Annotated in this window: 6 protein-coding genes; all 6 read right to left on the reverse strand. The window is 76.2% G+C overall.

Going from position 1 to position 23,278, the window contains the following annotated elements:
* Positions 1-39: 39 nt before the first annotated feature.
* Genes FLV34_RS42375 through FLV34_RS12875 form a run of 6 tightly spaced genes read right to left on the reverse strand, consistent with a single transcriptional unit; the run spans position 40 to position 23,148 of the window.
* Complete coding sequence (locus FLV34_RS42375; RefSeq protein ID WP_147943185.1) at positions 40-19,248, reverse strand: type I polyketide synthase; 19,209 nt, start codon at positions 19,246-19,248, stop codon at positions 40-42.
* A gap of 46 nt (positions 19,249-19,294) precedes the next feature.
* Complete coding sequence (locus FLV34_RS12855; RefSeq protein WP_142647602.1) at positions 19,295-20,056, reverse strand: thioesterase II family protein; 762 nt, start codon at positions 20,054-20,056, stop codon at positions 19,295-19,297.
* Positions 20,053-21,135 carry an alpha/beta hydrolase gene (locus FLV34_RS12860; RefSeq protein ID WP_142647604.1) on the reverse strand — a complete coding sequence of 361 codons (1,083 nt, stop codon included), beginning with the start codon at positions 21,133-21,135 and terminating at the stop codon, positions 20,053-20,055. Before FLV34_RS12860 ends, FLV34_RS12855 begins: the two co-directional genes overlap by 4 nt.
* On the reverse strand, positions 21,132-21,887 hold the full coding sequence (locus tag FLV34_RS12865; RefSeq protein WP_142647606.1) for a 2-oxo acid dehydrogenase subunit E2: 756 nt from the start codon (positions 21,885-21,887) through the stop codon (positions 21,132-21,134). Before FLV34_RS12865 ends, FLV34_RS12860 begins: the two co-directional genes overlap by 4 nt.
* Entirely contained in the window at positions 21,884-22,117 is a 234-nt protein-coding gene (locus FLV34_RS12870; RefSeq protein WP_142647608.1) for a phosphopantetheine-binding protein, read from the reverse strand. The genes FLV34_RS12865 and FLV34_RS12870 overlap by 4 nt, the downstream gene beginning before the upstream one ends.
* The gene (locus FLV34_RS12875) at positions 22,117-23,148 is read right to left on the reverse strand and encodes a 3-oxoacyl-ACP synthase III family protein (RefSeq protein WP_142647610.1); all 1,032 of its coding nucleotides are present in this window, start codon (positions 23,146-23,148) and stop codon (positions 22,117-22,119) included. The genes FLV34_RS12870 and FLV34_RS12875 overlap by 1 nt, the downstream gene beginning before the upstream one ends.
* Positions 23,149-23,278 lie beyond the last annotated feature (130 nt).

A 23,278-nucleotide genomic window follows, 5' to 3' on the forward strand; every position in this document is an offset into this window, starting at 1 on the left:
GAAGATCCGTCGTTCCGCGGGGAAGGGCGTGCGGCGGGATCACTCGCTCAGCTCCCGGTCGAGCAGGCCGAACAGCTCGTCGTCGGAGGCCGCCTCGACTCCGGCCAGGGAGTCGCCGCCGTTCGCGGCCGGCCGTCCCCCGGCGGGGTCGAGGACGCTCAGCGCGCCGCGCAGCGCCCGTACGAGCTCGGCCCGCTGCCGGTCGCCGCCGGTGCGGCCGGAGGCGGCCGACACCCAGGCGTCCAGAGCCGCCGGGTCGAACACCGGCCGCTCCCCGCGCACCCGGTCGAGCAGGTACGCGGTCAGCTCCCGTACGGTCGGGTGGTCGAACAGCACGGTCGCCGGGAGCCGCTCGCCCGATTCCTCTCCGAGCCGGTTGCGCAGCTCGATCGCCGTGAGCGAGTCGAGACCGAGGTCGAACAGCCCGCGATCCTCTGGGACGCGCGCTCCGCCGGGCAGCCCGAGCACCTCCGCGACCCGGCCCGCGACGACGCCGCGCACCAGGGCCCGGGCCGCCTCCTCGTCCAGCCCGTCGAGGCGCCGCGCCAGCGGCACGGCCCGTACGGCGGGAGCGGCGGCGGCGGGCGCCAGATCGGCGAGCACCTCGGGCGGTTCGCCCTGCCGCCGGGCGAGCGCGGCCCGGTCGAACCGCGCCGGGACCAGCACGGCGGGGCCCGCCGCCAGTGCGTGGTCGAGCAGGTCGAGCGCCTCGCCGCTGACCAGCGGGCGGACGCCCATCCGGTCGAGCCGTGCCCGCGCGGCCGCGCTCAGCTCGGCGGCCATGCCTCCGCCGGAGTCCCACAAACCCCAGGCGAGCGACAGTGCGGGCAGCCCGGCCGCCCGCCGGTGCCGGGCGAGCGCGTCCAGGAACGCGTTGGCCGCGGCGTAACCCGCCTGCCCCGCGTTGCCCAGCACCCCCGCGACGGACGAGAACAGCACGAACGCCCGCAGCGGCAGGTGTGCGGTGAGCCGGTGGAGGTTCCAGGCCGCGTCCACCTTCGGGCGCAGGACCCGGTCGAGCCGTTCGGGGGTCGTGTTCTCCAGCACGGCGTCGTCGAGCGCGCCCGCCGCGTGGACCACCGCGACGAGGTCGCCGGCCACCCCGGCGACCAGCGCCTCCGTCGCCGCGGGGTCGGCCACGTCACAGGCGGCTGTACGGACATCGACGCCGTCTTGTGCCGCGAGTTCCCCGGCGAGGGCACGCAGCGCGGGATCGGCGTCGCCGCGCCGGCTGACGAGCAGCAGCCTGCGGGCGCCGTGCCGGCGGGCCAGGTGCCGCACGACCTCGCCGCCGAGCGCGCCGCCGGCTCCGGTCACCAGGACCGTGCCCGAGCCCAGGTCCGGCGCGTCGCCGGGGGCGCCGGTCAGGGCGCGCAGGCGGGGACGCACGACCTCGCCCCGGCGCAGGGCGATCTGGCCGGGCCGGGCCGCCAGGGCGCGCGGCAGCCCGGCCGTCGACTCCGGGCTGTCGTCGAGGTCGACCACGCCGACCTTGCCGGGGAACTCCTGGACCGCCGCACGGACGAACCCCCACAGCGCCGCCCCGATCAGCCCGCTGAGGTCGCCCGGCCCGCCGGAGGGCGCCGGGCCGGGGGCCTGTGGTCCCTCGTCTCCCGTGGCTCCCCGGGTCACCACCACGAGGTGGCCGTCGTCGGGCAGCCCGAGGACGGCCGCGCGGGCCGCGTCCAGGGCCGCCCGGACCGCCGCGGCCGGGCCGCCCGGGGGCGCGGCGCTGCCTCCCGGTTCTCCGCCGGTCGGGTAGGTGACGACAGGGCAGGGCGCGTCGGCGAGGAGCCCCTCGGGGGCCAGGACGACCGCGGGTCTCCCGGCCGGGGGCGTGCCGTCGAGCGGGGCCGGGGCCCAGACGATCTCGTACGGCCGCGGGCCGGCTCCCCCCGCGCTCAGCAGCGCGCGCTCCTCTATCGGGCGTACGCGTACCTCCGCCACCGACAGCACCGGGGATCCGCCGGCGTCGGCCGCGTCGAGTGTGAACGTCTCCTCCCCGGTGAGCCGGATCCTGACCAGCAGCCGTCTCCCCGCCACGGCGTGGAGAGCCAGGCCGCGGAACGCGTAGGGGACGGGGATCCGCCCCTCCGGCGGGTCCGCGGCGACCGCGACCCACGGGTGCAGGGCCGCGTCGAGCAGCCCGGGGACGATCTCGCTCTCGACCTCGGCGTACAGCTCGTCCTCGGTCCGCCACATGGCGCGCAGGCCCTGGAAGGCGGGGCCGTACTCGTAGCCGCGCGCGGCGAACCGGGCGTACGCGCCGGTCACGTCAACGGACACGGCCTCGGGCGGACGGCGGCCCGGCCAGCCGGGCCCGGGACCGTCGTCGCCGAGCACCGCCTCGGCGTGCAGGGTCCACTCCCCGGACCCGGAGGGACGGCCGTGAACACGCACCCGGGCGCCGTCGACCGTGATCCGCAGCTGGACCTCCCCTTCCGCGGGGATCGGCACCGGCGAGCGCAGCTCCAGTTCCCGCACCCCGTCGGCGCCGTGCCGGGCCGCGAGCCAGGCGGTCACGTCGAGGAGGGCGGCGGCCGGGAGCACCGGGGCCCCCGCGAGCGCGTGGTCGGCCAGCCAGGGCTGCCGCCCGGCCGACAGCACGCCGGTGTAGACGGTGGGTCCCCCGTCGGGGACGGTCACGGCGGCCGTGAGCAGCGGGTGGCCGGGATCGTCCGCGCCGACGCCGGTCGCGGTCGCGTCCGGCGAGGGCGCCGCGAGCCACAGCCGCTCGCGGCGGAAGGCGTAGGTGGGCAGCGGGACCACGACGCCCCCGCCCAGCAGCGCCCGCCAGTCCCAGGCGACCCCGGCCACGAAGGCGCGGGCCACGAACGTCCACAACGCGGTCACCTCGCCGGTCCCGCGGCCGAGCGCGGCCGCCGCGACGGCGTCCTCGCCCAGGTCGCACTGGCGGACCATGGCGGTGAGCGCCGAATCGGGGCCGATCTCCAGGAAGCGGGCCGCGCCGAGGCCGCGCAGCCGTGCGACCGCGTCGGCGAAGCGCACGGTCCCCCGCACCTGGCCGGCCCAGTGGTCCGGTGACCCCAGCGTGCCGGCGCCGGCCTCCTCTGCGGTGAGCGTCGACACGAGCGTGCGGTGCGGGGCCGACGCGGCCAGTCCGGCGATCTCCGCGCGGAACGGCGCCAGCATCGGCTCCATGCGGGCCGAGTGGAAGGCGTGGCTCACGGTGAGCCGTCTGGTCCGGTGGCCGCGCCCGGACAGGATCGCGGCCAGCCTCTCCACGGGCTCGGCGTCCCCGGAGATCACCACCGAGCCGGGGGCGTTGACGGCGGCGACGTCCACGGGCGCCTCCGCCTCCCGCGCCAGCCGTTCCACCGTCGCCCGGTCGGCCTGCACGGCGACCATCAGCCCGCCTTCCGGCAGTTCCTGCATGAGCCGCCCGCGCGCTGCCACGAGCGCCGCCGCGTCCGGCAGGGTCAGCGCCCCGGCGACGTGCGCGGCGGCGATCTCCCCCACCGAGTGCCCCGCGAGGGCGTCGGCCGCCAGGCCCCACGACTCCAGCAGGCGGAAGAGGGCGACCTCCAGTGCGAACAGCGACGTCTGCGTGTAGCGGGTCCTGTCGATGAGCCCCGGCTCGCCCTCCCCCGCGATCACCGCCGCCACGTCGACGCCGTCGATCCGGAGCAGCTCCGCGCGTACCTCGTCGAAGGCCCGCGCGTACGCCGGGAACGTCCGGTACAGCTCCGTGCCCATGCCGGTCCGCTGGCCTCCCTGGCCGGCGAACAGCACGGCGGTGCGGCCGCGCACCGCCGTGCCGGTGACGACGACGGGGAAGCCGCCGGCCTCCGGCCGCGTCCCCGCGACGAGGTGGTCGAGCCCGGCGACCAGCTCGGCGCGGTCCCGGCCGAGCACCACGGCCCGATGGTCGAACGCGGTCCGGGTGGTGGCCAGCGACAGGGCGACGTCGGCCGGCCGCAGCCCGGGATCGGCGAGCACATGCCGCCTGAGCCTCGCCGCCTGCTCGCGCAGCGCCTCGGCGGTGCGGGCGCTGAGCACCCACGGCACGACCCGCGTCGCGGACGTCTCCTCGCCGGGCGCCACGGCGGGCGGGGCGTCCGGCGCGGGAGGCTCGTCGCCCATTTCGAGGATGACGTGGGCGTTGGTGCCGCTGATGCCGAACGAGGAGACCGCGGCCCGGCGCGGCCCGGGGGCGTCGGGCCAGGGGACCGGCTCGGCGGGCACGATGACCGCGCCGCCGGACCAGTCGACGTGTTCGCTGGGCCGGGCCAGGTGCAGCGTGGCGGGCACCCGGCCATGCCGCATGGCCAGCACCATCTTGATGATCCCGGCCACTCCGGCCGCCGCCTGGGTGTGGCCGATGTTCGACTTGACCGAGCCCATCAGCAGCGGAGCGCGCCCGTCCCGGTCCCGGCCGTACGTGCCGAGCACGGCGCCCGCCTCGATCGGGTCGCCGAGCCGGGTGCCGGTGCCGTGGGCCTCCAGCACGTCGACGTCCGACGGCCGCAGACCGGCGCCGCGCAGGGCGGCACGGATCACCCGCTCCTGCGCCGGGCCGTTGGGCGCGGTGAGCCCGTTGCTCGCGCCGTCCTGGTTGACCGCGGAGCCGCGGACCAGGGCGAGCACACGGTGGCCGTTGCGCCGCGCGTCGGAGAGGCGTTCCAGCACGAGCAGCCCCACGCCCTCGCCCCACGCGGTGCCGTCGGCGTCGGCGGAGAACGGCTTGCAGCGGCCGTCAGGCGCCAGCCCGCGCTGGCGGCTGAACTCGACGAACGTGGCCGGGCTCGCCATCACGGTCGCGCCGCCGGCCAGGGCCAGGGCGCACTCGCCGAGCCGGAGGGCCTGCGCGGCCTGGTGGACGGCGACCAGCGAGGAGGAGCAGGCCGTGTCCACGGTCACCGCCGGGCCCTCCAGGCCGAGGGTGTAGGAGATGCGGCCGGACGCGACGCTTCCCGCGCTGCCGCTGACGAGGTAGCCCTCCAGGTCTCGGGCCGCGCCGCGGCGCTGGTGGACGCGCGCCCCGTAGTCGGAGTACATGACGCCGACGAACACCCCGCTCTGGGAGCCGCGCAGCGTCGCCGGATCGATTCCCGCGTCCTCGATCGCCTCCCAGGCGGTCTGCAGCAGCAGGCGCTGCTGCGGGTCGACCGCCAGGGCCTCACGGTGGCTGATGCCGAAGAACTCGGGGTCGAACTCGGCGGCGTCGTGCAGGAACCCGCCATACCGGGTGATCGACGTGCCCGGATGGTCGGGATCGGGGTCGAACAGGTCGGGGTCCCAGCCTCGGTCGGCGGGGAACTCGGTGATGGCGTCGGTGCCCGAGACGAGCAGCTCCCACAGCTCCGCCGGCGTCCGTACGCCGCCGGGGAACCGGCAGGCCATGCCGACGATCGCGACGGCGTCGTCGTCCGGCGCGTACGGCTCCCGCGGCCCCTCGGCCTCGTCGCCGCGCGTGCCGGGGCCGCCGGTGACAATGCCGTCGAGATGGGCGGCGAGGGCGGCCGGGGTGGGGTGGTCGAACACGACCGTCGCGGGCAGGCGGACGCCGAGGTCGCCGCCGAGCCGGTTGCGCAACTCGACCGCGGTCAGCGAGTCGAACCCGAGATCGGTGAACGCCCGGCCCGGGTCGATCTCCGAGCCGTCGGCGTGCCCCAGCACGGCGGCCACCGCGTCGAGCACCACGTCGAGCACCGCGTCGAGCACCGCCCGCGCGGTGTCCGCACCCTGGGAACGGGCGCCGGGGCGCCGGTGGGGCTGTGCGGCGGTGGGGCGGATCCGTGCCGCCGCCGCCGGGAGGTCGAGGCTGCCCGCCACCACGACGGGGACGTCCAGCCCCAGGGCGCGGTCGAACAGGTCGAGCCCGTCGGCCGGGGACATGGGCCGGATGCCGGCCCGCCCGAGCCGGGCGACGTCCCGCCCCGAAAGGCCGCCGCTCATTCCGTCGCCGACATCCCACAGGCCCCAGTGCACGGTCAGCCCGGGCCGGCCGGACCGCCGTCTGCGCCGTGTCAGCGCCTCCAGCGCGGCGTTCGCGGCGGCGTACGCGCCCTGACCCGCGGTGCCGAGCACACCGGCCACCGAGCCGAACAGCACGAAAGCGTCGAGGTCGCCCTCGCGTGTGGCCTCGTCGAGGTTGCGGGCCGCCGCGAGCTTGGCGTCGAGCACCCTGCGCAGAGCCGGCGCGGTGAGCCTTTCGACGACCGCGTCCTCGGCGACGCCCGCCGCGTGGACGACGCCCGTCAACGGGCCGTCGAGACCGGCGAGCAGGGCGGCCAGGGCCCGCGGGTCCGCCGGGTCGCAGGCCCGTACGGTGACGGCGGCGCCGAGGGCGGTCAGTTCCGCCCGGATCGCGGCGGCGTCCGGGTGACGCTCGCCCCGGCGGCCGACCAGGAGCAGGTTCCGCACGCCGTGCCGGGTGACCAGGTGAGCGGCGATCCGCCGGCCGAGCGCGCCGAGGCCCCCGGTCACGAGCACGGTGCCGCCCGCGGCGCTGCGCGGCCACAGCGGCGGCGCTCCGGAGGACGGCGCCGCGGGCTCGGCGACGAGCCGCGGCACCAGCGGCGCTCCCCCGCGGATCGCGGCCTCGGGGAACGCCGCGCCGACGGCCGCGAGCAGCCCCGGATCGAGCTCTTCCGCGCCGATGTCGAGCAGGGCGAACCTGCCGGGGTGCTCGGCCCGGGCCGACCTGACCAGGCCCCAAAGGGCGGCAGTGGACGGTCTGGCGTCCTCGTCGCCGTCCACGGCGAGGCCACGCGTCAGCACCACCAGCCGGGCGTCCGCGGCCGCGGGATCGGCGAGCCATCGCCGCAGCGCCTCGCGGGCCGCGTCCAGCGCGGCGTACGGGTCGTCATCGAGGTCGAGCCCGTCGAGCAGCACGAGCGGCGGCGGGTCGCCGGGGAGGTCGTCGGCGAGGGCGAAGTCCCCGACCGGCTCGGGCGGTGCCGCCGCCTCCCAGGCCAGGCCGTACAGCGCGGCGGCGGCCGGGAGCGGGCGCAGCCGCAGCCGCTCCACCGTCAGCACCTCCCCTCCGTCGTCGCCGACGAGGTCCACCCGGTAGGTGTCGGAGTCCAGCGGGGTGAGCCGGGCGCGGACACGGGTGGGCCCCGCTCCCGACGGCCGCGCATGGCCCGCCCCCGCCGCCGGGCGCGCGCGCACACCGCTCAGCGCGTACGGCACCCGCCGGGGCCCGTCGAGCCCGTCCAGCGAGAGCGCGTGGAGTGCGGCGTCCAGCAGAGCCGGGTGCGCGGCGTATCCGGCGGCCTCGGCGCGGAGCGACGGCGGCAGCGCCACCTCGGCGTACAGGTCGCCCTCGTCGCGCCAGGCGGAGACGAGCCCCCGGAACGCCGGGCCGTACTCGTAGCCGTGCTCGGCGAGCAGCCGATAGGCGTCCTCCGGCGTGCCCGGATCGAGGCGGGTCCCCGGGCCCGACGCGAACGGCCGGCCGGGGAGGACCTCGTCCTCGGTGAGCGTGGCCGTGGCGTTGACGTCCCAGTGCGCCGGCCCCTGCGCCGCGCCCGGGGCGCGGCTGCTGCGGATCGTGAGGGTCCCGCCCGCGGACACGGCCACCTGGAGACGGACCTCCGCCGCGCCCTCCAGCTCGATCGGCGTGTGCATCACGAACTCGCCGAGCGTCGGCCGGCCGGCCGTCGTGCCCACGGCGAGGGCCAGCTCGACCAGGGCCGTGGCGGGGACCAGCACCCGCCCGCCGACCCGGTGGTGGGCCAGCCACTGCTGGCGGCGGGTCGACAGCACGCCGGTGAACAGCAGGTCGCCGTCCGGCAGCTCGGTCGCGCCGGCGAGCAGCGGATGCGGAGACGTGTCCAGCCCGTACGCCGCCGGCCGGTCGTCGTCCACGGGCGGCAGCAGCCAGTAGCGCCTGGTCTCGAACGGATATGTGGGCAGGTCTGTGAGCCGGCCGCCCTCCACGAGCGGACCGAACTCGACCGGGACGCCCGTCACGTGGAGGCGGGCGAGCGCCGCCCGGAACGCCTCCGCGTCCGGACGGCCGGGCCTGAGCAGCGGCACCGCGACCGCCGCGCCGGGAGTCTCCGCGTCGTCCGCCTCCTGGGCGAGCGCGGCGAGCGACCCGTCGGGGCCCAGCTCGGCGAACCGGGTCGCGCCCGCCTCCCGCGCCGTACGGACCGCGTCGGCGAACCGCACGGCGCCGCGCAACTGGGCCACCCAGTAGTCCGGCGACGCCATCTCCCGCTCACCGGCGAGCTTCCCGGTCGCGGTGGAGACGACGGGCACCCGGGCGGGGGCGAACGTCAGCCCCGCCGCCACCCGGCGGAAGTCCTCCAGAACGTCGTCCATGTGGGCCGAGTGGAAGGCGTGGCTCACCTTGAGCCGGGTGGCCTTGCGGCCGGCGGCCTTCCATCGCCCGGCGAGCCGGTCGACCTCGTCCGCGTCGCCCGACAGCACCACCGACGCCGGTCCGTTGATCGCGGCGATCTCGACGGCGCCGTGCGCCGAAGCGGCCAGTTCGGCCGCCTCCCGGGGCGTGGCGGCGAACGCGGCCATCGCGCCGCCCTCCCTGGCCGACTGCATCAGCCGGCCGCGTGCGGCCACCAGCGCGCAGGCGGAGGCGAGGTCGAGCACCCCGGCGACGTGCGCGGCGGCGAGTTCGCCGACCGAGTGCCCGATCAGGAAGTCGGGCCGCAGGCCATGCGACTCGGCGAGCCGGTGGAGCGCGACCTCCACCGCGAACAGCGCCGGCTGGGCGTACCGCGTCTGTCCGAGCCGCTCGGGATCGGCCAGCAGGTCCCGCAGGGCGACGCCGATGTGCGGCTCCAGCAGCGCGGAGATCTCGTCGAACGCGGCGGCGTACACCGTGGAGGTCTGCAGCAGCCCGGCGCCCATGCCGGCCCGCTGCGCCCCCTGCCCGGAGAAGAGGAAGGCGAGCCGCTGGTCCGGCGTCGCGCGCCCGGTGATCACCCCGGGATGGCGTCCGCCGTCGCGGAGAGCCGCCAGCGCCTGAACGGGGTCCGCCCCCGGGCCGACGTCCACGACGGCCCGGTGCTCCAGCCGCGCCCTGCGGGTGAGGGTGTACGCGACGTCGCGCGGCGCGGCGGACCCCGCGGCGAGGACGTCGTGCACGAGGCCCGCCTGGGCGCGCAGCGCGGTCTCCGTCTTCGCCGAGAGCACGAACGGAACGCCCCCGCCGACGTTGGCGCCCGCCGCGCCGGGGGCCTCGGCCGCCGTGACCCCCTCCTCGGGCCCCGCCTCGCCCAGGCGCGCGTTCCCGCGGCCGGAGGCGTCCGCCGGACCGGTGCCCGTAGTGCCGGTGTGCGACGTGCCGGCGCGTGGTGTGCCGGTGTGCGGCGTGCCGGTGTCGGTGGGGGGCTGCTGAAGGATCACGTGGGCGTTGGTGCCGCTGATACCGAAGGACGACACCCCCGCCCGGCGGGGCCGCCCCGGCCAGTCCCACCGCACCGGACGGGTCAGCAACGCCACCCCCGACCCATCCCAATCCACATGCGGACTCGGCTCATCCACATGCAACCTCACCGGCAACCACTCATGCCGCAACGCCATCACCATCTTGATGACCCCGCCCACCCCCGCCGCCGCCTGCGCATGCCCGACGTTCGACTTCAACGACCCCACCCACAACGGCACCCGCCGTCCCCGCCCATACGCCGCGATCAACGCCGGCGCCTCGATCGGATCCCCCAACCGCGTCCCCGTCCCATGCGCCTCCACCACATCCACATCACCCGGACCCAGCCCCGCCTCCGCCAGCGCCCGCCCGATCACCTCCTCCTGAGCCCGCCCATTCGGCGCCGTCAACCCATTACTCGCCCCGTCCTGATTCACCGCCGACCCCGCCACCACCGCCAGCACCCGATGCCCGTTACGCACCGCCGCCGACAACCGCTCGACCACCACCACCCCCGCACCCTCAGCCCACCCCGTACCATCCGCCGACGCCGAAAACGCCCGGCACCGCCCATCCGCCGACAACCCCCGCTGCCGCGAAAACTCCACGAACATCCCCGGCGACGCCATCACCGCCACCCCACCCGCCAACGCCAGCGAACACTCCCCCGACCGCACCGCCCGAACCGCCAGATCCAACGCCACCAACGACGACGAACACGCCGTATCCACCGTCAACGCCGGACCCCGCAACCCCAGCACATACGCGATCCGCCCCGACGCCACGCTGGACTCGTTGCCCGCCAGCAGCAGGCCCTCCAGCTCCCCGGGCACGGTGCGCAGGCGGGCGGCGTAGTCGTCGTACATGGCCCCGATGAAGACCCCGGTGTCGCTGTCCTTCAGCGACAGCGGGTCGATCCCCGCCCGCTCCAGCGCCTCCCACGACACCTGCAACAACAACCGCTGCTGCGGATCGGTCGCCAGCGCCTCCCGCGGGCTCATCCCGAAGAACGCCGCGTCGAACTCGCCCGCGTCGTAGAGGAAGCCGCCCCGGCGGGTGTAGGCGGTGCCCCGGTGGTCCGGGTCGGGATGGTAGAGGCGCTCCAGGTCCCAGCCCCGGTCGTCCGGGAAGTCCCCGGTCGCGTCCACACCGTTGGCGACCAGCTCCCACAGATCCTCCGGCGAGGCGACCCCGCCCGGGAACCGGCACCCCATGCCCACGATCACCACCGGATCGTCGTCCGCCGCCGTCCGGACCGCCGCCGGGGACGACGTCGCCGTGTCCCCCGCGGTGAGGAGCCCGAGCAGGTGCCCGGCGAGCGCGGTGACCGTGGGGAACTCGAAGACGACGGTGGCGGGCAGGGTCAGCCCGGTCAGCGTGTTGAGCCGGTTGCGCAGCTCGACCGCGGTCAGCGAGTCGAAGCCGAGCTCCTTCAGCGGGCGGTCGCCGGGCACCTCGGCCGGGTCCGCGTGGCCGAGGACGGCCGCGGCCTGCTCGCGGACCAGCCGGGTGACGAGGTGGACGCGCTCGTGCGGCCGCCCGGCCCGCACCCGGCTCGCCCAGGCGCCCCCGGGCGCGCGCCGGGCCCCGCGCGGGAACGCCACCAGGCGGGAGAACAGGGCGGGCAGCCGGCCGGCCGCCGCCTCCTCCCGCAGCACGGCGTCGTCGAAGGGCGAGACCACCACGTACGGCTCGCGCGCGCGGTCGAAGGCGTCCAGCGCCGTGGCGGTGGCGAGCGTGCCGACGCCATACCGGGCGAGCCGGGCCCGGCCGGCGTCGTCCAGGCCGCGGGTCATGGTGCTGGCCTCCTCCCAGACGCCCCAGGCGATGGAGGTGGCGGGCAGGCCGAGGCTCCTGCGGTGCTCGGCCAGCGCGTCGAGGAACGCGTTGGCCGCGGCGTAGTTCGCCTGTCCCGGCACGCCGAAGGCGGCCACGGCGGAGGAGAACAGCACGAAGCGGTCAAGCGGCAGGCCGGCGGTCAGCTCGTGGAGATGCCAGGCCGCGTCGGCCTTCGGCCGCAGCACGGCGGCCAGCGCGTCCGGGGTCAGCTCACTGAGAGTGGCGTCGGCGAGCACACCCGCCGTGTGCACCACGCCGCGCAGCGGACGGCCGGAGGGGACGGCGGCCAGCAGATCCGCCAGTGCGTCCCGGTCGGCGACGTCGCAGGCGGCCACCGTGACCTCCGCCCCGGCGGCGCGCAGGTCGCGGGCGAGCGCGCCCGCACCCGGGGCGTCCGGCCCGGAGCGGCTCACCAGCAGCAGGTGCGGGGGCCGGGCCGAACCGGCCAGCCTGCGGGCGACGAGCGCCCCCAGCGTCCCAGTGCCACCCGTGATGAGCACCGTCCCCGGCTCCGCGTCCACGTCGGCAGAGGCGTCCCCTTCACCCGCCCGCCCACCCCCGCCGGGCGCGCCGCTTTCCGGGTCCGCCCCGGTCGTGCCGTCTGCGCCGGGTGTCCCCGCCTCCGCCTTCCGCGCCGCCGCGGGATCCGCCGGGCCGAGGTCCTGCGCGACGAGCCTGGGGACCAGGACGACCCCGTCGCGTACGGCCACCTCGCGCTCGCCGTGGCCTGCGGCGAGCAGCGCGACCGGCGCGGGGCCGTCCACGACCGCGAGCGAGAACCGGCCGGGGTGTTCGGCGGCGGCGGTGCGGACCAGGCCCCTGATCGCCGCGGAGGCCAGGTCGCGTCCGTCGACGACGACCGTCAGCGGGACGCCGTCGGACGCGGTGCCGGTGAGCCATCGCCGCAACAGGGACATGACGGCGGCGGTCCTGGTGTGCACCTCCTCCATCGGCCCCGGCGAGGCCCCCGAGGCGGACGGGAAACCGCCGACCGGCACCAGCACCGTCCCTGCCCCGGCCACCGCTTCGGTCGCGGCTTCGGTCACTGCTTCGGTCCCGGCTTCGGTCACGGCTTCGGTCACGGCTTCGAGATCGGCGAGGACGTCCACGCCCGTGCCGTCGCCGAGATCCAGCAGGTCCGCGACCGGCCCGAACCCCTCCAGCACGGCGACACGGCCCGGCGCCTCACCGGGATCGGCGAGGGGCTCCCAGACGACGCCGTACGCCTCCGGGACGGCCCGGGCGCCGGTCAGGTCGGCGCGCGTCGCGGGCCGGAAGGCCAGCGACTCCACTCCCCCGGCGATCCGCCCGGTCTCGTCGGCGAACAGGTAGCGGAACCGGTGGCCGCCGAGCGGCTCGATCCTGGCCCGCAGCGTCGGCCCCGCCTCGCCGGTGAAACGCAGGCCCTCGAACGCGAACGGCAGCAACGGCGCTCCCGCGTCGGGGACGGCGAGCCCGGCGAGACCGGCCACCACGGGGTGGAGCGCCGCGTCGAGCAGCGCCGGATGCGGCGCGAAGTCGTTCGCCCCCGCCGGGGAGCCGGCGTCGCCGGGAACGCTCAGTTCCGCGTACACGGTGCCGCCGTCCCGCCAGGCGGCGGCGAGACCCTGGAACGCCGGGCCGTAGTCGTATCCCAGCCGATAGAGGTGGTCGTAGACGTCCGACACGTCCACCGCCTCGGCGCCCGGGGGCGGCCAGGGCAGCAGTTCCCCGCCGGCCGGTGTGACCACGGCCTTCCCGGCGCGGACCAGGGTCGCATGAGTGCCGTCGGCCTCCGCGAGCACGCCGGAGGCGTGGCGGGTCCACGGCTCGTCGTCACCGGTCCGGGCGTGCACGCCGATGCCGCGCCGCCCGTCCGCGTCGAGCGTCCCGACGAGCACCTGCACTTGCGCGGTGCGGCCGGCGTCCAGGACGAGGGGGGCCTCGACGGTCAGCTCCCGCACCTCCAGGCCGCCGGTGAGACGGCCCGCGTGCGCGGCCAGCTCGGCGAAGGCCGCCCCCGGCAGCAGCACGGTGCCCAGGACCCGGTGGTCGGCGAGCCAGCCCTGCACGGCCGGGTCGATCTGCCCGGTCAGGACGGCGCGGCCGTCCGCGAGGGTGACCATCGCGCCGAGGATCGGGTGCCGGGCCGCGGCGAGGCCGAGCCTGGCCGCCTGGGCCGGCCCTGCCGAGGGCGTCATCCAGTAGCGCTCGCGCGCGAACCGGTAGGTCGGCAGGTCGACCGTCGCCCCGCCGACCGGCCACGCGACGGAGACCCCGGCGAGGTGGGCCACGGCCAGGGCCCGCCGGAACGCGTCCGTGCCGCCCTCGCCCCGCCTGAGGGTGCCCGTGGCCAGGCCGCTCACACCCCGCTCGGCCAGGATCTCCTCCACGGCGACGGTGAGCACCGGGTGCGGGCTGATCTCGATGAACCTGCGGTGGCCGGTGCCGGCCAGCCCGGCGACGACGGCGTCGAAGCGGACGGTCTCGCGGAGGTTGCGATACCAGTAGCCGGCGTCGAGCGTGGTCGTGTCGACCGGCTCGCCGGTCACCGCCGAGTGGAACGCCACCTCGGCCGGCCGCGGCGTCAGCCCGGCGAACGTCTCCAGCAGTTCCTCCCGCAGCGACTCCACGTACCGGGTGTGGGAGGCGTAGTCCACCGGCACCCGGCGGGCCCGCACCCCGTTGTCCTCGCACCAGGCGAGCACCTCGGTGAGCGCGGCGGCGTCCCCGGCGACGACGGTGGAGCGCGGCCCGTTGTGCACGGCGACCTCGACGGCCCCGCCCCAGCGGGCCGCGAGCTCGGCCGCCTCCCCGGGGCCGAGGGCCACCGACACCATGCCGCCGTCTCCGGCGATGCGGGCGATGGCCCGGCTGCGCAGCGTGACCAGCCGCGCCGCGTCGTCCAGGGACAGCGCGCCCGCGACGTACGCGGCGGCGATCTCGCCCTGGGAGTGCCCGGCCACCGCGTCCGGCCGGACGCCCGCGGCACGCCACATCGCGGCCAGCGACACCATCACGGCGAACAGCACCGGCTGCACGACGTCGACCCGCTCCAGCGAGGGGGCGCCCGGGTCGCCGCGCAGCACGGCGTGCAACGACCAGTCCACGTGGGGGGCGAACGCCTCGGCACACGCGTCGATCTCGGCGCGGAAGACCGGGTGGGCGGTCAGCAGGGCGCGGGCCATCTCGGGCCACTGCGACCCCTGCCCGGGGAAGACGAAGACCGTGCGGCCGGTGATCCGCTCGCCCGTCACCGCGGCCTCGTGGACCTCTCCCCTGGCCAGCGCCCGCAGGGCGGCCTGATGGTCGCCCAGGACGGCGGCGCCGTACGCGAGCCGTGACCGAGCCGCGAGCGTGGCGGCCACGTCGCGCAGGTCGAGCTCCGGATGGTCCCGCAGGTGATCGGCGAGCGCCGCGGCCTGCCTGCGCAGCGCGGCGGCGTCGGTCCCGGACAGCAACAGCGGCGCTTCCGGCGCCCCGGCCTCGTCCCCGTGCTCGATCCCCGCCACAGTGCCGGCGAGCGGTGTGCCGGTGTGCGGCGTGCCGGTGTGCGGCGTGCCGGTGTGCGACGTGCCGGTGTGCGACGTGCCGGCGCGTGGTGTGCCGGTGTGCGGCGTGCCGGTGTCGGTGGGGGGCTGCTGAAGGATCACGTGGGCGTTGGTGCCGCTGATACCGAAGGACGACACCCCCGCCCGGCGGGGCCGCCCCGGCCAGTCCCACCGCACCGGACGGGTCAGCAACGCCACCCCCGACCCATCCCAATCCACATGCGGACTTGGCTCATCCACATGCAACGTCACCGGCAACCACTCATGCCGCAACGCCATCACCATCTTGATGACCCCGCCCACCCCCGCCGCCGCCTGCGCATGCCCGACGTTCGACTTCAACGACCCCACCCACAACGGCACCCGCCGACCCCGCCCATACGCCGCGATCAACGCCTGCGCCTCGATCGGATCCCCCAACCGCGTCCCCGTCCCATGCGCCTCCACCACATCCACATCACCCGGACCCAGCCCCGCCTCCGCCAGCGCCCGCCCGATCACCTCCTCCTGAGCCCGCCCATTCGGCGCCGTCAACCCATTACTCGCCCCGTCCTGATTCACCGCCGACCCCGCCACCACCGCCAGCACCCGATGCCCGTTACGCACCGCCGCCGACAACCGCTCGACCACCACCACCCCCGCACCCTCAGCCCACCCCGTACCATCCGCCGACGCCGAAAACGCCCGGCACCGCCCATCCGCCGACAACCCCCGCTGCCGCGAAAACTCCACGAACATCCCCGGCGACGCCATCACCGCCACCCCACCCGCCAACGCCAGCGAACACTCCCCCGACCGCACCGCCCGAACCGCCAGATCCAACGCCACCAACGACGACGAACACGCCGTATCCACCGTCAACGCCGGACCCCGCAACCCCAGCACATACGCGATCCGCCCCGACGCCACGCTGGACTCGTTGCCCGCCAGCAGCAGGCCCTCCAGCTCCCCGGGCACGGTGCGCAGGCGGGCGGCGTAGTCGTCGTACATGGCCCCGATGAAGACCCCGGTGTCGCTGTCCTTCAGCGACAGCGGGTCGATCCCCGCCCGCTCCAGCGCCTCCCACGACACCTGCAACAACAACCGCTGCTGCGGATCGGTCGCCAGCGCCTCCCGCGGGCTCATCCCGAAGAACGCCGCGTCGAACTCGGCGGCGTCCCGCAGGAACCCGCCATACCGTGTGTACGAGGTGCCGGGCCTGCCGGGGTCGGGGTCGAAGAGGGCGGCGAGGTCCCAGCCCCGGTCGGCGGGAAACTCGCCGATGGCGTCGACGCCGTCGGCGACCAGCTTCCACAGATCCTCCGGCGAGGCGACCCCGCCCGGGAACCGGCACCCCATCCCGACGATCACCACCGGATCGTCGTCCGCCGCCCGGACGGCGTCGGCGGGCGTGTCCGCGCGGGTGTCCCCGGCCAGGTGGCGGGCCAGGGCGGCGGGGGTGGGGTGGCTGAACAGCGCGGCGGCCGGCAGACCGGCGCCGAAGGCGTCGTTCAGCCGGTCACGCAGTTCGACCAGGCCCAGGGAGTCGAGGCCGAGGTCCCGGAACGTCGCCTCGGGATCGACGCGTGCGGGGTCGGCGAAGCCGAGCACGGCCGCGACTTCCTCGATGACGCGGCGCTCCCCGGCCGCCGGGCCGGCGGGAAGGGCGGCCGTCGAACCGGCCGTCGAACCGGCCGTGGCACCGGCCACCGCGCCGGCCGCGAGAACGGGCGCGGGAACGGGCGCGGGAACGGGCGCGGAGCCCGGCTCCGGAGCCGGGCCGGAGGCCGAGACCGGTGCGGAGGCCGAGACCGGTGCGGAGGCCGCCGGTGCGCCCTCGCCCGGGGTCAGCCAGTGACGCTCGCGCTGGAAGGGATAGGTCGGCAGCGGGACCCGGGGGGCGCCGGGCGGGAAGACGGCGTCCCAGTCGAGGCGCACCCCGGCGGTGAAGAGCCTGCCGACGGCGGCTTCGACGTCGTCGTCCTTGCCGAGGACCGGCACGAACGCGGCCGCCGTTCCCAGGGTCTCCCGCCCGGCCGCGCTGAGTGCCGTCCCCGGTCCCGCCTCGACGAAGATCCCGGCCCCCAGCGCGCGCAGCCGGGTCAGGCCGTCGGCGAAGCGGACCGTACGGCGGGCGTGCTCCACCCAGTAGCCGGCCCAGTCGTCCGCGCCGTCGAGGTCGAGCGGTTCGCCGGTCACCGTCGACACGAACGGGATGCGGGCCCTGCCGTACGTGAGCCCGTCGAGCACCGCGCGGAACTCGCCGAGGGCGGGGTCCATCAGCGGCGAGTGGAAGGCGTGGCTCACCGGGAGCCGCCGGGTCCGGTGCCCGCGTGCGGCGGCGAGGGCGGCGACGGCGTCGAGCACCGCGTCCTGACCCGCGACGACGACCGACCGCGGTCCGTTCACGGCGGCGACGACCGCGAGGCCGTCCACCTCCGCGAGCAGCCCGGCCGCCTCGTCCTCCGGGATGCCGGCGGCGAGCATCCCGCCGCCGGAGGGCAGCGCGTCCATCAGCCGCCCCCTGGCCGCGATCAGTTCGGCGGCGGACGACAGGTCGAGCACGCCCGCGACGTGCGCCGCGGCCACCTCTCCGATGGAGTGGCCGGCGACGAAGGACGGCTCGACGCCGAGCGCCCCCAGCAGGCGGAAGGTCGCCACCTCGACCGCGAAGATCGCGGGCTGGGTGAAGGCCGTGCGGTCGAGGAGCCGGGCCTCCTCGCTGCCCGGCTCGGACCAGACGACCTCCGTGAGCGGCCGGGGCAGCCGCTCGCCGAGCGCCGCCGCGGCCTCGTCGAACGCGGCCCGCCAGGCGGGGTGGTCGTGGTGGGCCCGCCTGCCCATGCCGGGCCGCTGGCTTCCCTGCCCGGGGAACAGCACCGCGACGGGCGCGGTCCTGGCTCTGCCCGTGACGAGACCGGCAGCGGGACGTCCCTCCGCCAGCGCCGCCAGCCCGGCCGTCACATCCCCCGTGATCGCCGCCCGGTGGTCGAAGGCGGTCCGGGTGGTCGCGAGGCTCCGTGCCAGGCCCGCGGCACGCCTCCCGGGAAGCGCCCCGGGCCCACCGGACGCCCCCGGCTCACCTGACGTCTCGGATGCGCCGAGGAGGTCGTGCTCGGACATGAGGTCGCGCAGCCGGGCCGCCTGTTCCCGCAGCGCCGCACCGGTGCGCGCGCTGAGCACGAGGGGCATGTGCGCGCGGGAGTCGTGGTCCGATGGTCCGGCCTGCCGCGCGGCGGGGGCCGCGTCCTCCTGGCGGGGCGGTTCGGCGACCACGACGTGGCAGTTGGTGCCGCCCATGCCGAACGAGCTGACGCCGGCGACGAGCCGTTCAGTGTCCCGGGGCCATGCTCCGCCCGCGCTGCGGACGGACAGACCCCAGCCGTCGAAGTCGATCTCCGGATTCGGCTCGGCGAAGTTGAGACTCGCGGGCAGCCGCCGTCTGTCGACGCTCAGCACGGTCTTGATCAGCCCGGCTATGCCCGCCGCACCCTCCAGGTGCCCGATGTTCGTCTTCACGGACCCGACCTGGAGGACCGGCCCCTCGCCGGGGCGGGCCAGGCCGAGGCCGCGCGCCTCCACCGGGTCACCGACCCGGGTGCCGGTGCCGTGCAGTTCGACGTACTGCAGCGCCGAGGGCGCGACGCCGGCGGCCGCCCACGCCCGCCTGAGCACCTCGGCCTGGGCGCGGGCGCTGGGCGTGGTGAGGCCGTCGGTGCCGCCGTCGTTGTTGACCGCGCCGCCGAGCAGCACCGCGTAGATCCGGTCGCCGTCCTCGACTGCGGCGTCCAGCGCCTTGAGCAGCACCAGCCCGGCGCCCTCGCCCCGGACGTATCCGTTGGCCCGGCGATCGAAGGTGTGGCACCGGCCGTCCGGCGACAGCCCGCCGAACCGGGCCACCGCCGCCGTGCCGGCGGCGTCGACGATCAGGTTGACGCCGCCCGCGAGCGCGAGGCGCGACTCCCCGCGCCGCACGCTCTCCGCCGCGAGGTGGACGGCGACCAGCGACGACGACTGCGCGGTGTCGACCGCGACGCTCGGCCCGCGCAGCCCGAGCGTGTACGACACGCGGTTGGCGATGATGGCCCGGGTGGTGCCGGTGAGAGTGTGGCGGCCGATCGCGGAGGCCCGCGACAGCGTCGCGTACTCGTCCGCGATGGAGCCGGCGAACACGCCGACCGGCGTGTCGCGGAGCGTGGCGGGCACCACCCCGGCGTCCTCCAGCACCTCCCAGGCCAGCTCCAGGACGAGCCGCTGCTGCGGGTCCATCGCCGCGGCCTCGCGCGGGGAGATCCCGAAGAACTCCGCGTCGAATCCGGCGATGTCGTCGAGGTAGCCGCCGTATCGCACGCCGGGGTGCTCGCGGGCGAGGTCGTCCAGCAGCGCGGACAGCGCCCGTCCCTCGGGCACCTCGCGGACGGCGCTGCGGCCCTCCTCCAGCAGCCGCCAGAGGGCGCCGGGACCAGATGCACCGGGCAGGCGGCACGCCACTCCGACGACCGCGACGGGCCGGGACACCTGCTGGTCGGGGCTGATCACGTCGTGCCTCACTCTCAGTCGTGGTGCGGACGGCCGGCGAGAGGGATCAGACGGGTACGGCGAGCCCTCGCCGTACGGTCTCCGCGACGTCCTCCAGCCGTCTGGTCAGGTAGAAGTGGTCGCCGGGCAGCACCGTGAGCCGGAAGGGGCCGGAGGTGTGCTCCCGCCACCGGTCGGCCTGGGCCACCGTCACCCTCGGGTCGTGGTCGCCGACGAGCGCGGTGATCGGGCAGCGGACCCGGGCGCCGGGATCGGGCAGGTAGCCGCGCAGCGCGCGGTAGTCGCCGCGCAACGCGGGCAGCACGAGTTCGCGCAGGTCGGCGCTCTCCAGCACCTGCCGGGAGGTGCCGCCGAGGAACAACACCTCGTCGAGCAGGGAGCGGTCGTCCCGCAGGATCGCCGGGTCCACACGGGTGAGTGCGGGGGCCCGGCCACCGGAGACGAACAGCCGCTCCGGAGGCGTGCCGAGACCGCGCTCGGCCAGCAGCGCCGCCTCGAACGCCACCAGGGAGCCCATGCTGTGCCCGAAGAAGGCCGTGCGGGGGCCGTCCGGTTCCCCGGCGATCACCTCCGCCACCTGGCGGGCCAGCACGCGCACGTCCTCCACGGCGGGCTCGCGCCGCCGGTCCAGGCGTCCCGGGTACTGCACGGCGAGCACACGCACCGCCGGGGCCAGGGCCCGCGCGAGCGGGATGAAGAAGCCCGCCGAGCCTCCGGCGTGCGGGAACGCCACCAGGCAGGGTGCGCCCGGCGCGGCGGGGGCGTATTCGCGCAGCCAGTCGTCGCGGATCCGCGCGGTGGCGGTCATCGGCCCGCTCCCGTGCGGGCGTCCTGCAGGGCCGAGGTCAGCGCCGCGATCACCTCCGGATCGGCGTCGGGCCGCATCCGCTGCACCGCGAGCAGGCTCCACACCCGGGTCTCGGCGAGGTGGGAGGGGGCGCCGTGCACGTCGTCGTGCTCGACCAGCCGCAGGTCCCGCACGTGCCGTTTCAGGCGTTCGACGTCGCCGGGCGGGATGATCTCGTCGCGCCGGGCGGTCACCGCGGCGAGCGGCACGGTGAGCGCGGCCAGGTCGGCGTCGCGGAGGGCCCAGTCGCGCACATGGGCGAACACGGCCTCCGGCGGCACTCCGACGAGATGCGCGAGCGTGTCCCGGGTGATCTTCGGCACCCGCGCCTGCCAGGCGGCGTCGGTGAAGAAGTCGTGGATCGGCGGGCCGTTGCCGACCACGCCGCGCACCCGCGGGTCGCGCAGCGCGGCGGTGATCGCCGCGTGGCCGCTGAAGCTCAGCGCGAGCAGGTACGTCTCGCTCACCCGGGCCCGGTCCTCCAGCGCGTCGAGGATCGCCGGGAACAGGGTCCAGGCGTCGGAGCCGTACCGGAGCGGGCTCTCGCCGACGCCGGGCAGGTCGGCCACGACACCGGCCATGCCGAAGGACGCGATCTGCGGCAGCACCGCGGCCCACTGCTCCTTGGGGCTCACGATGCCGCCGGTCATCACGAGCAGCGGCCGGGGCCGCTCGGCCGACAGCCCCGCGGCCCACACCCGCACCGGCACCCCGCCGACCTCCACGACGACCGGTTCCAGGCCCGGCACCCCGCGCCGCCAGCGGTCGAACGCGTCGAGGCCGCGGGCGAGCGCCCGCTTGCGGCCCGGGCCGTCGACGTACGGGAACCGGCCCATGGTGTAGTACTGGGCGGCGAGAGCCGTCTGTCCCGCCGCGTCCCACTCGTCGCCGGCGCGGATCCACTCGTACGGCCAGGAGCCCGGCTCGTCGCCCGCGTCCGTGGTGACGCGGTCCAGCAGGGCCGCGTAGTGGTCGGCGGGCAGGCCCTGCGAGATCGCGTGCGCCACGACGAACCGCTTCAGCTCGGTCAGGTCGTTCATTCCTCGTACGCCTCCAGCGCGTCCTTGATCTCGGTGAGCACGTCGGCGGCCTCCGCGCCGTCGATCACGCGATGGTCGAAGGCCAGCGACAGGCGCATGACCGGAGCGATCACCACGGCCCCGTCCCTGGCCACCGGGCGGTCGGCGATCCGGCCCACGCCGAGGGTGATCGTGGTTCCGCCGACCGAGTGGAAGCCGTCGACCGCCCGGTGGCCGAGCGAGGTGACGCTGAACGTGCCGGTGATCGCGGGCCGGCGATCGAGCGACCCGGCCGCCTCGCGGAACCGGTCGAGCGCCTCCCTCCAGGGCAGCCGCCGCAGCGCGCGGATGCCGGCGAACTCCTCGGCGGTGCCGGGGTCGGCCGCCGCCGCCCGGTCGAGGCAGGCCTGCACGTCGGCGAGCGACGCCGACTCCAGCCCCGGGATCACGGTCGCGAGCACGACCCGGCGGCCCTCCCACGTCTTGTCGAGGGTGACCTTGGCCGCCACGGTGTCGTAGGAGGCGACGACCGGATCGAGTCCGCCGTGGATCGCGGCGTTGGCCTCCGGGTGCTTGGCCAGGACGCCGGCGGCCGCGTGCACGACGTAGGAGACGACCGAGCGGCGCTGTCCCGCCCGGCGGGCCCGCTCACGTCCGGCGGTGATCGCCGTGGCGTCCACCTCCGTGTCGAGGAAGACCGGCGAGAAGTCGCGGATCTGGTCGAGGAAGAAGAGCGTGTGCCTGCGCTGGGGAGGGAACGGCCGCCCGGTCATCGGTTCACCAACTCGTAGATCGTCTCCAGGCTGGCGGCGTCGAGGAAGTCGGGCAGCGACAGCGGACGGCTGACCCGCTTCTCCAGCAGCACGAGCATGGTCAGCAGGTGCAGCGAGTCCCAGCCCGGCACCTCGTCGAGCGTCCGGCCCAGGTCCTCCGCGGCCACGGCGAGGCCGATCTCGTCCCGCAGCAGGTCCACGAACTCCGCCCGGCTGATCGCGGCCGGCATCAGACACGCTCCAGGGCGAGGCCCGACCTGATCCACTTGCTCGACTCGATGGCGACCGCGATCGCCCGCGACGGCCTCGCCATCACCGGCAGCAGCCGGTCGAGCTGGAAGAACAGCAGGGCGTTGCCGTTGTTGCCGGTCTCGGCGACGCAGGAGACCTCCTCGGCCGCCGGGAAGGCGAGCCTTTCGGTGATCTTCGCGGTCATCGTGACGGACAGCTGCGGCGGCAGGAGGTAGCCGACCTCCGCGCGGTCCCAGCCGAGGTCGTCCAGCAGGTCGTCGGCCGTCTCCTCGGCGAGCACCGGCACGTGCTCCTCGATCGCCTTGTAGTCCTCGCTGGCCGGCGCCTCGCCCCCGTCGCGGTCGGCCAGGCCGTACCAGCGCAGGGTCTGGCCGGGCGCGCGGCCCAGGCCGGACAGCCGGGTGAGCACCGACCGCAGCACCGGCGCCTCCGGATGGTCGCCCACGGCGAGTACGGCGGCGCCCGCGCCGTCGCCGAACAGCACGTAGTTGACCAGTTCGTCCGGCGGCAGCGCCGTCAGGTCCGCCTTGACGTCGTAGTGCTTGGCGATCACGTCGCCGCCGATCACCAGCGCCGTGCGGTAGCGGCCGGTGGACAGCAGCGAGGCCGCGACGTCGAAGGTCTGCACCGCCCCCGAGCAGCCCGACTGGAGCTGGAACGTCGGCACGCCGTCGATGCGGAGCCGGTCGGCGACGACGTTCACCGTCGCCGGCATCAGCGTGTCGGGAGTGGCCGTGCCGAACACGACCACGTCCACGTCCTCCGCGGACACGCCGGCCCGGGCGAGTGCCTGGGTCGCGGCGCGCTCTCCGAGATCGGCCAGACTTTCCCGCCGCTCGCCGGTGGACAGGTCGACCGCCAGGTGACGCGTCCGGGTCCCGATGAACGTGTCGACCCACTGCCGCCACACCTGGTCCATGCCGAACGCCGAAGCCAGGGCGGCCGTGTCGATGGGTGGGCCGGGCAGTGCCGTCCCCACCGACAGTAGTCGTACCGGTATGTCCCCCATGCGCTCCTCCAACGAGCCGCGTTCGCGCCGCCCGCGCGCTCCGCGGGCGCGGCCGGGATGGTGACCCGGATCTACTGATCACCGCACGAACGCTAAGCGCGGCCCCTAAAGCAGCACTAAGCCCCAGATT

The organism is Microbispora sp. CSR-4 (assembly GCF_008033685.1).
Lineage (GTDB): Bacteria > Actinomycetota > Actinomycetes > Streptosporangiales > Streptosporangiaceae > Microbispora.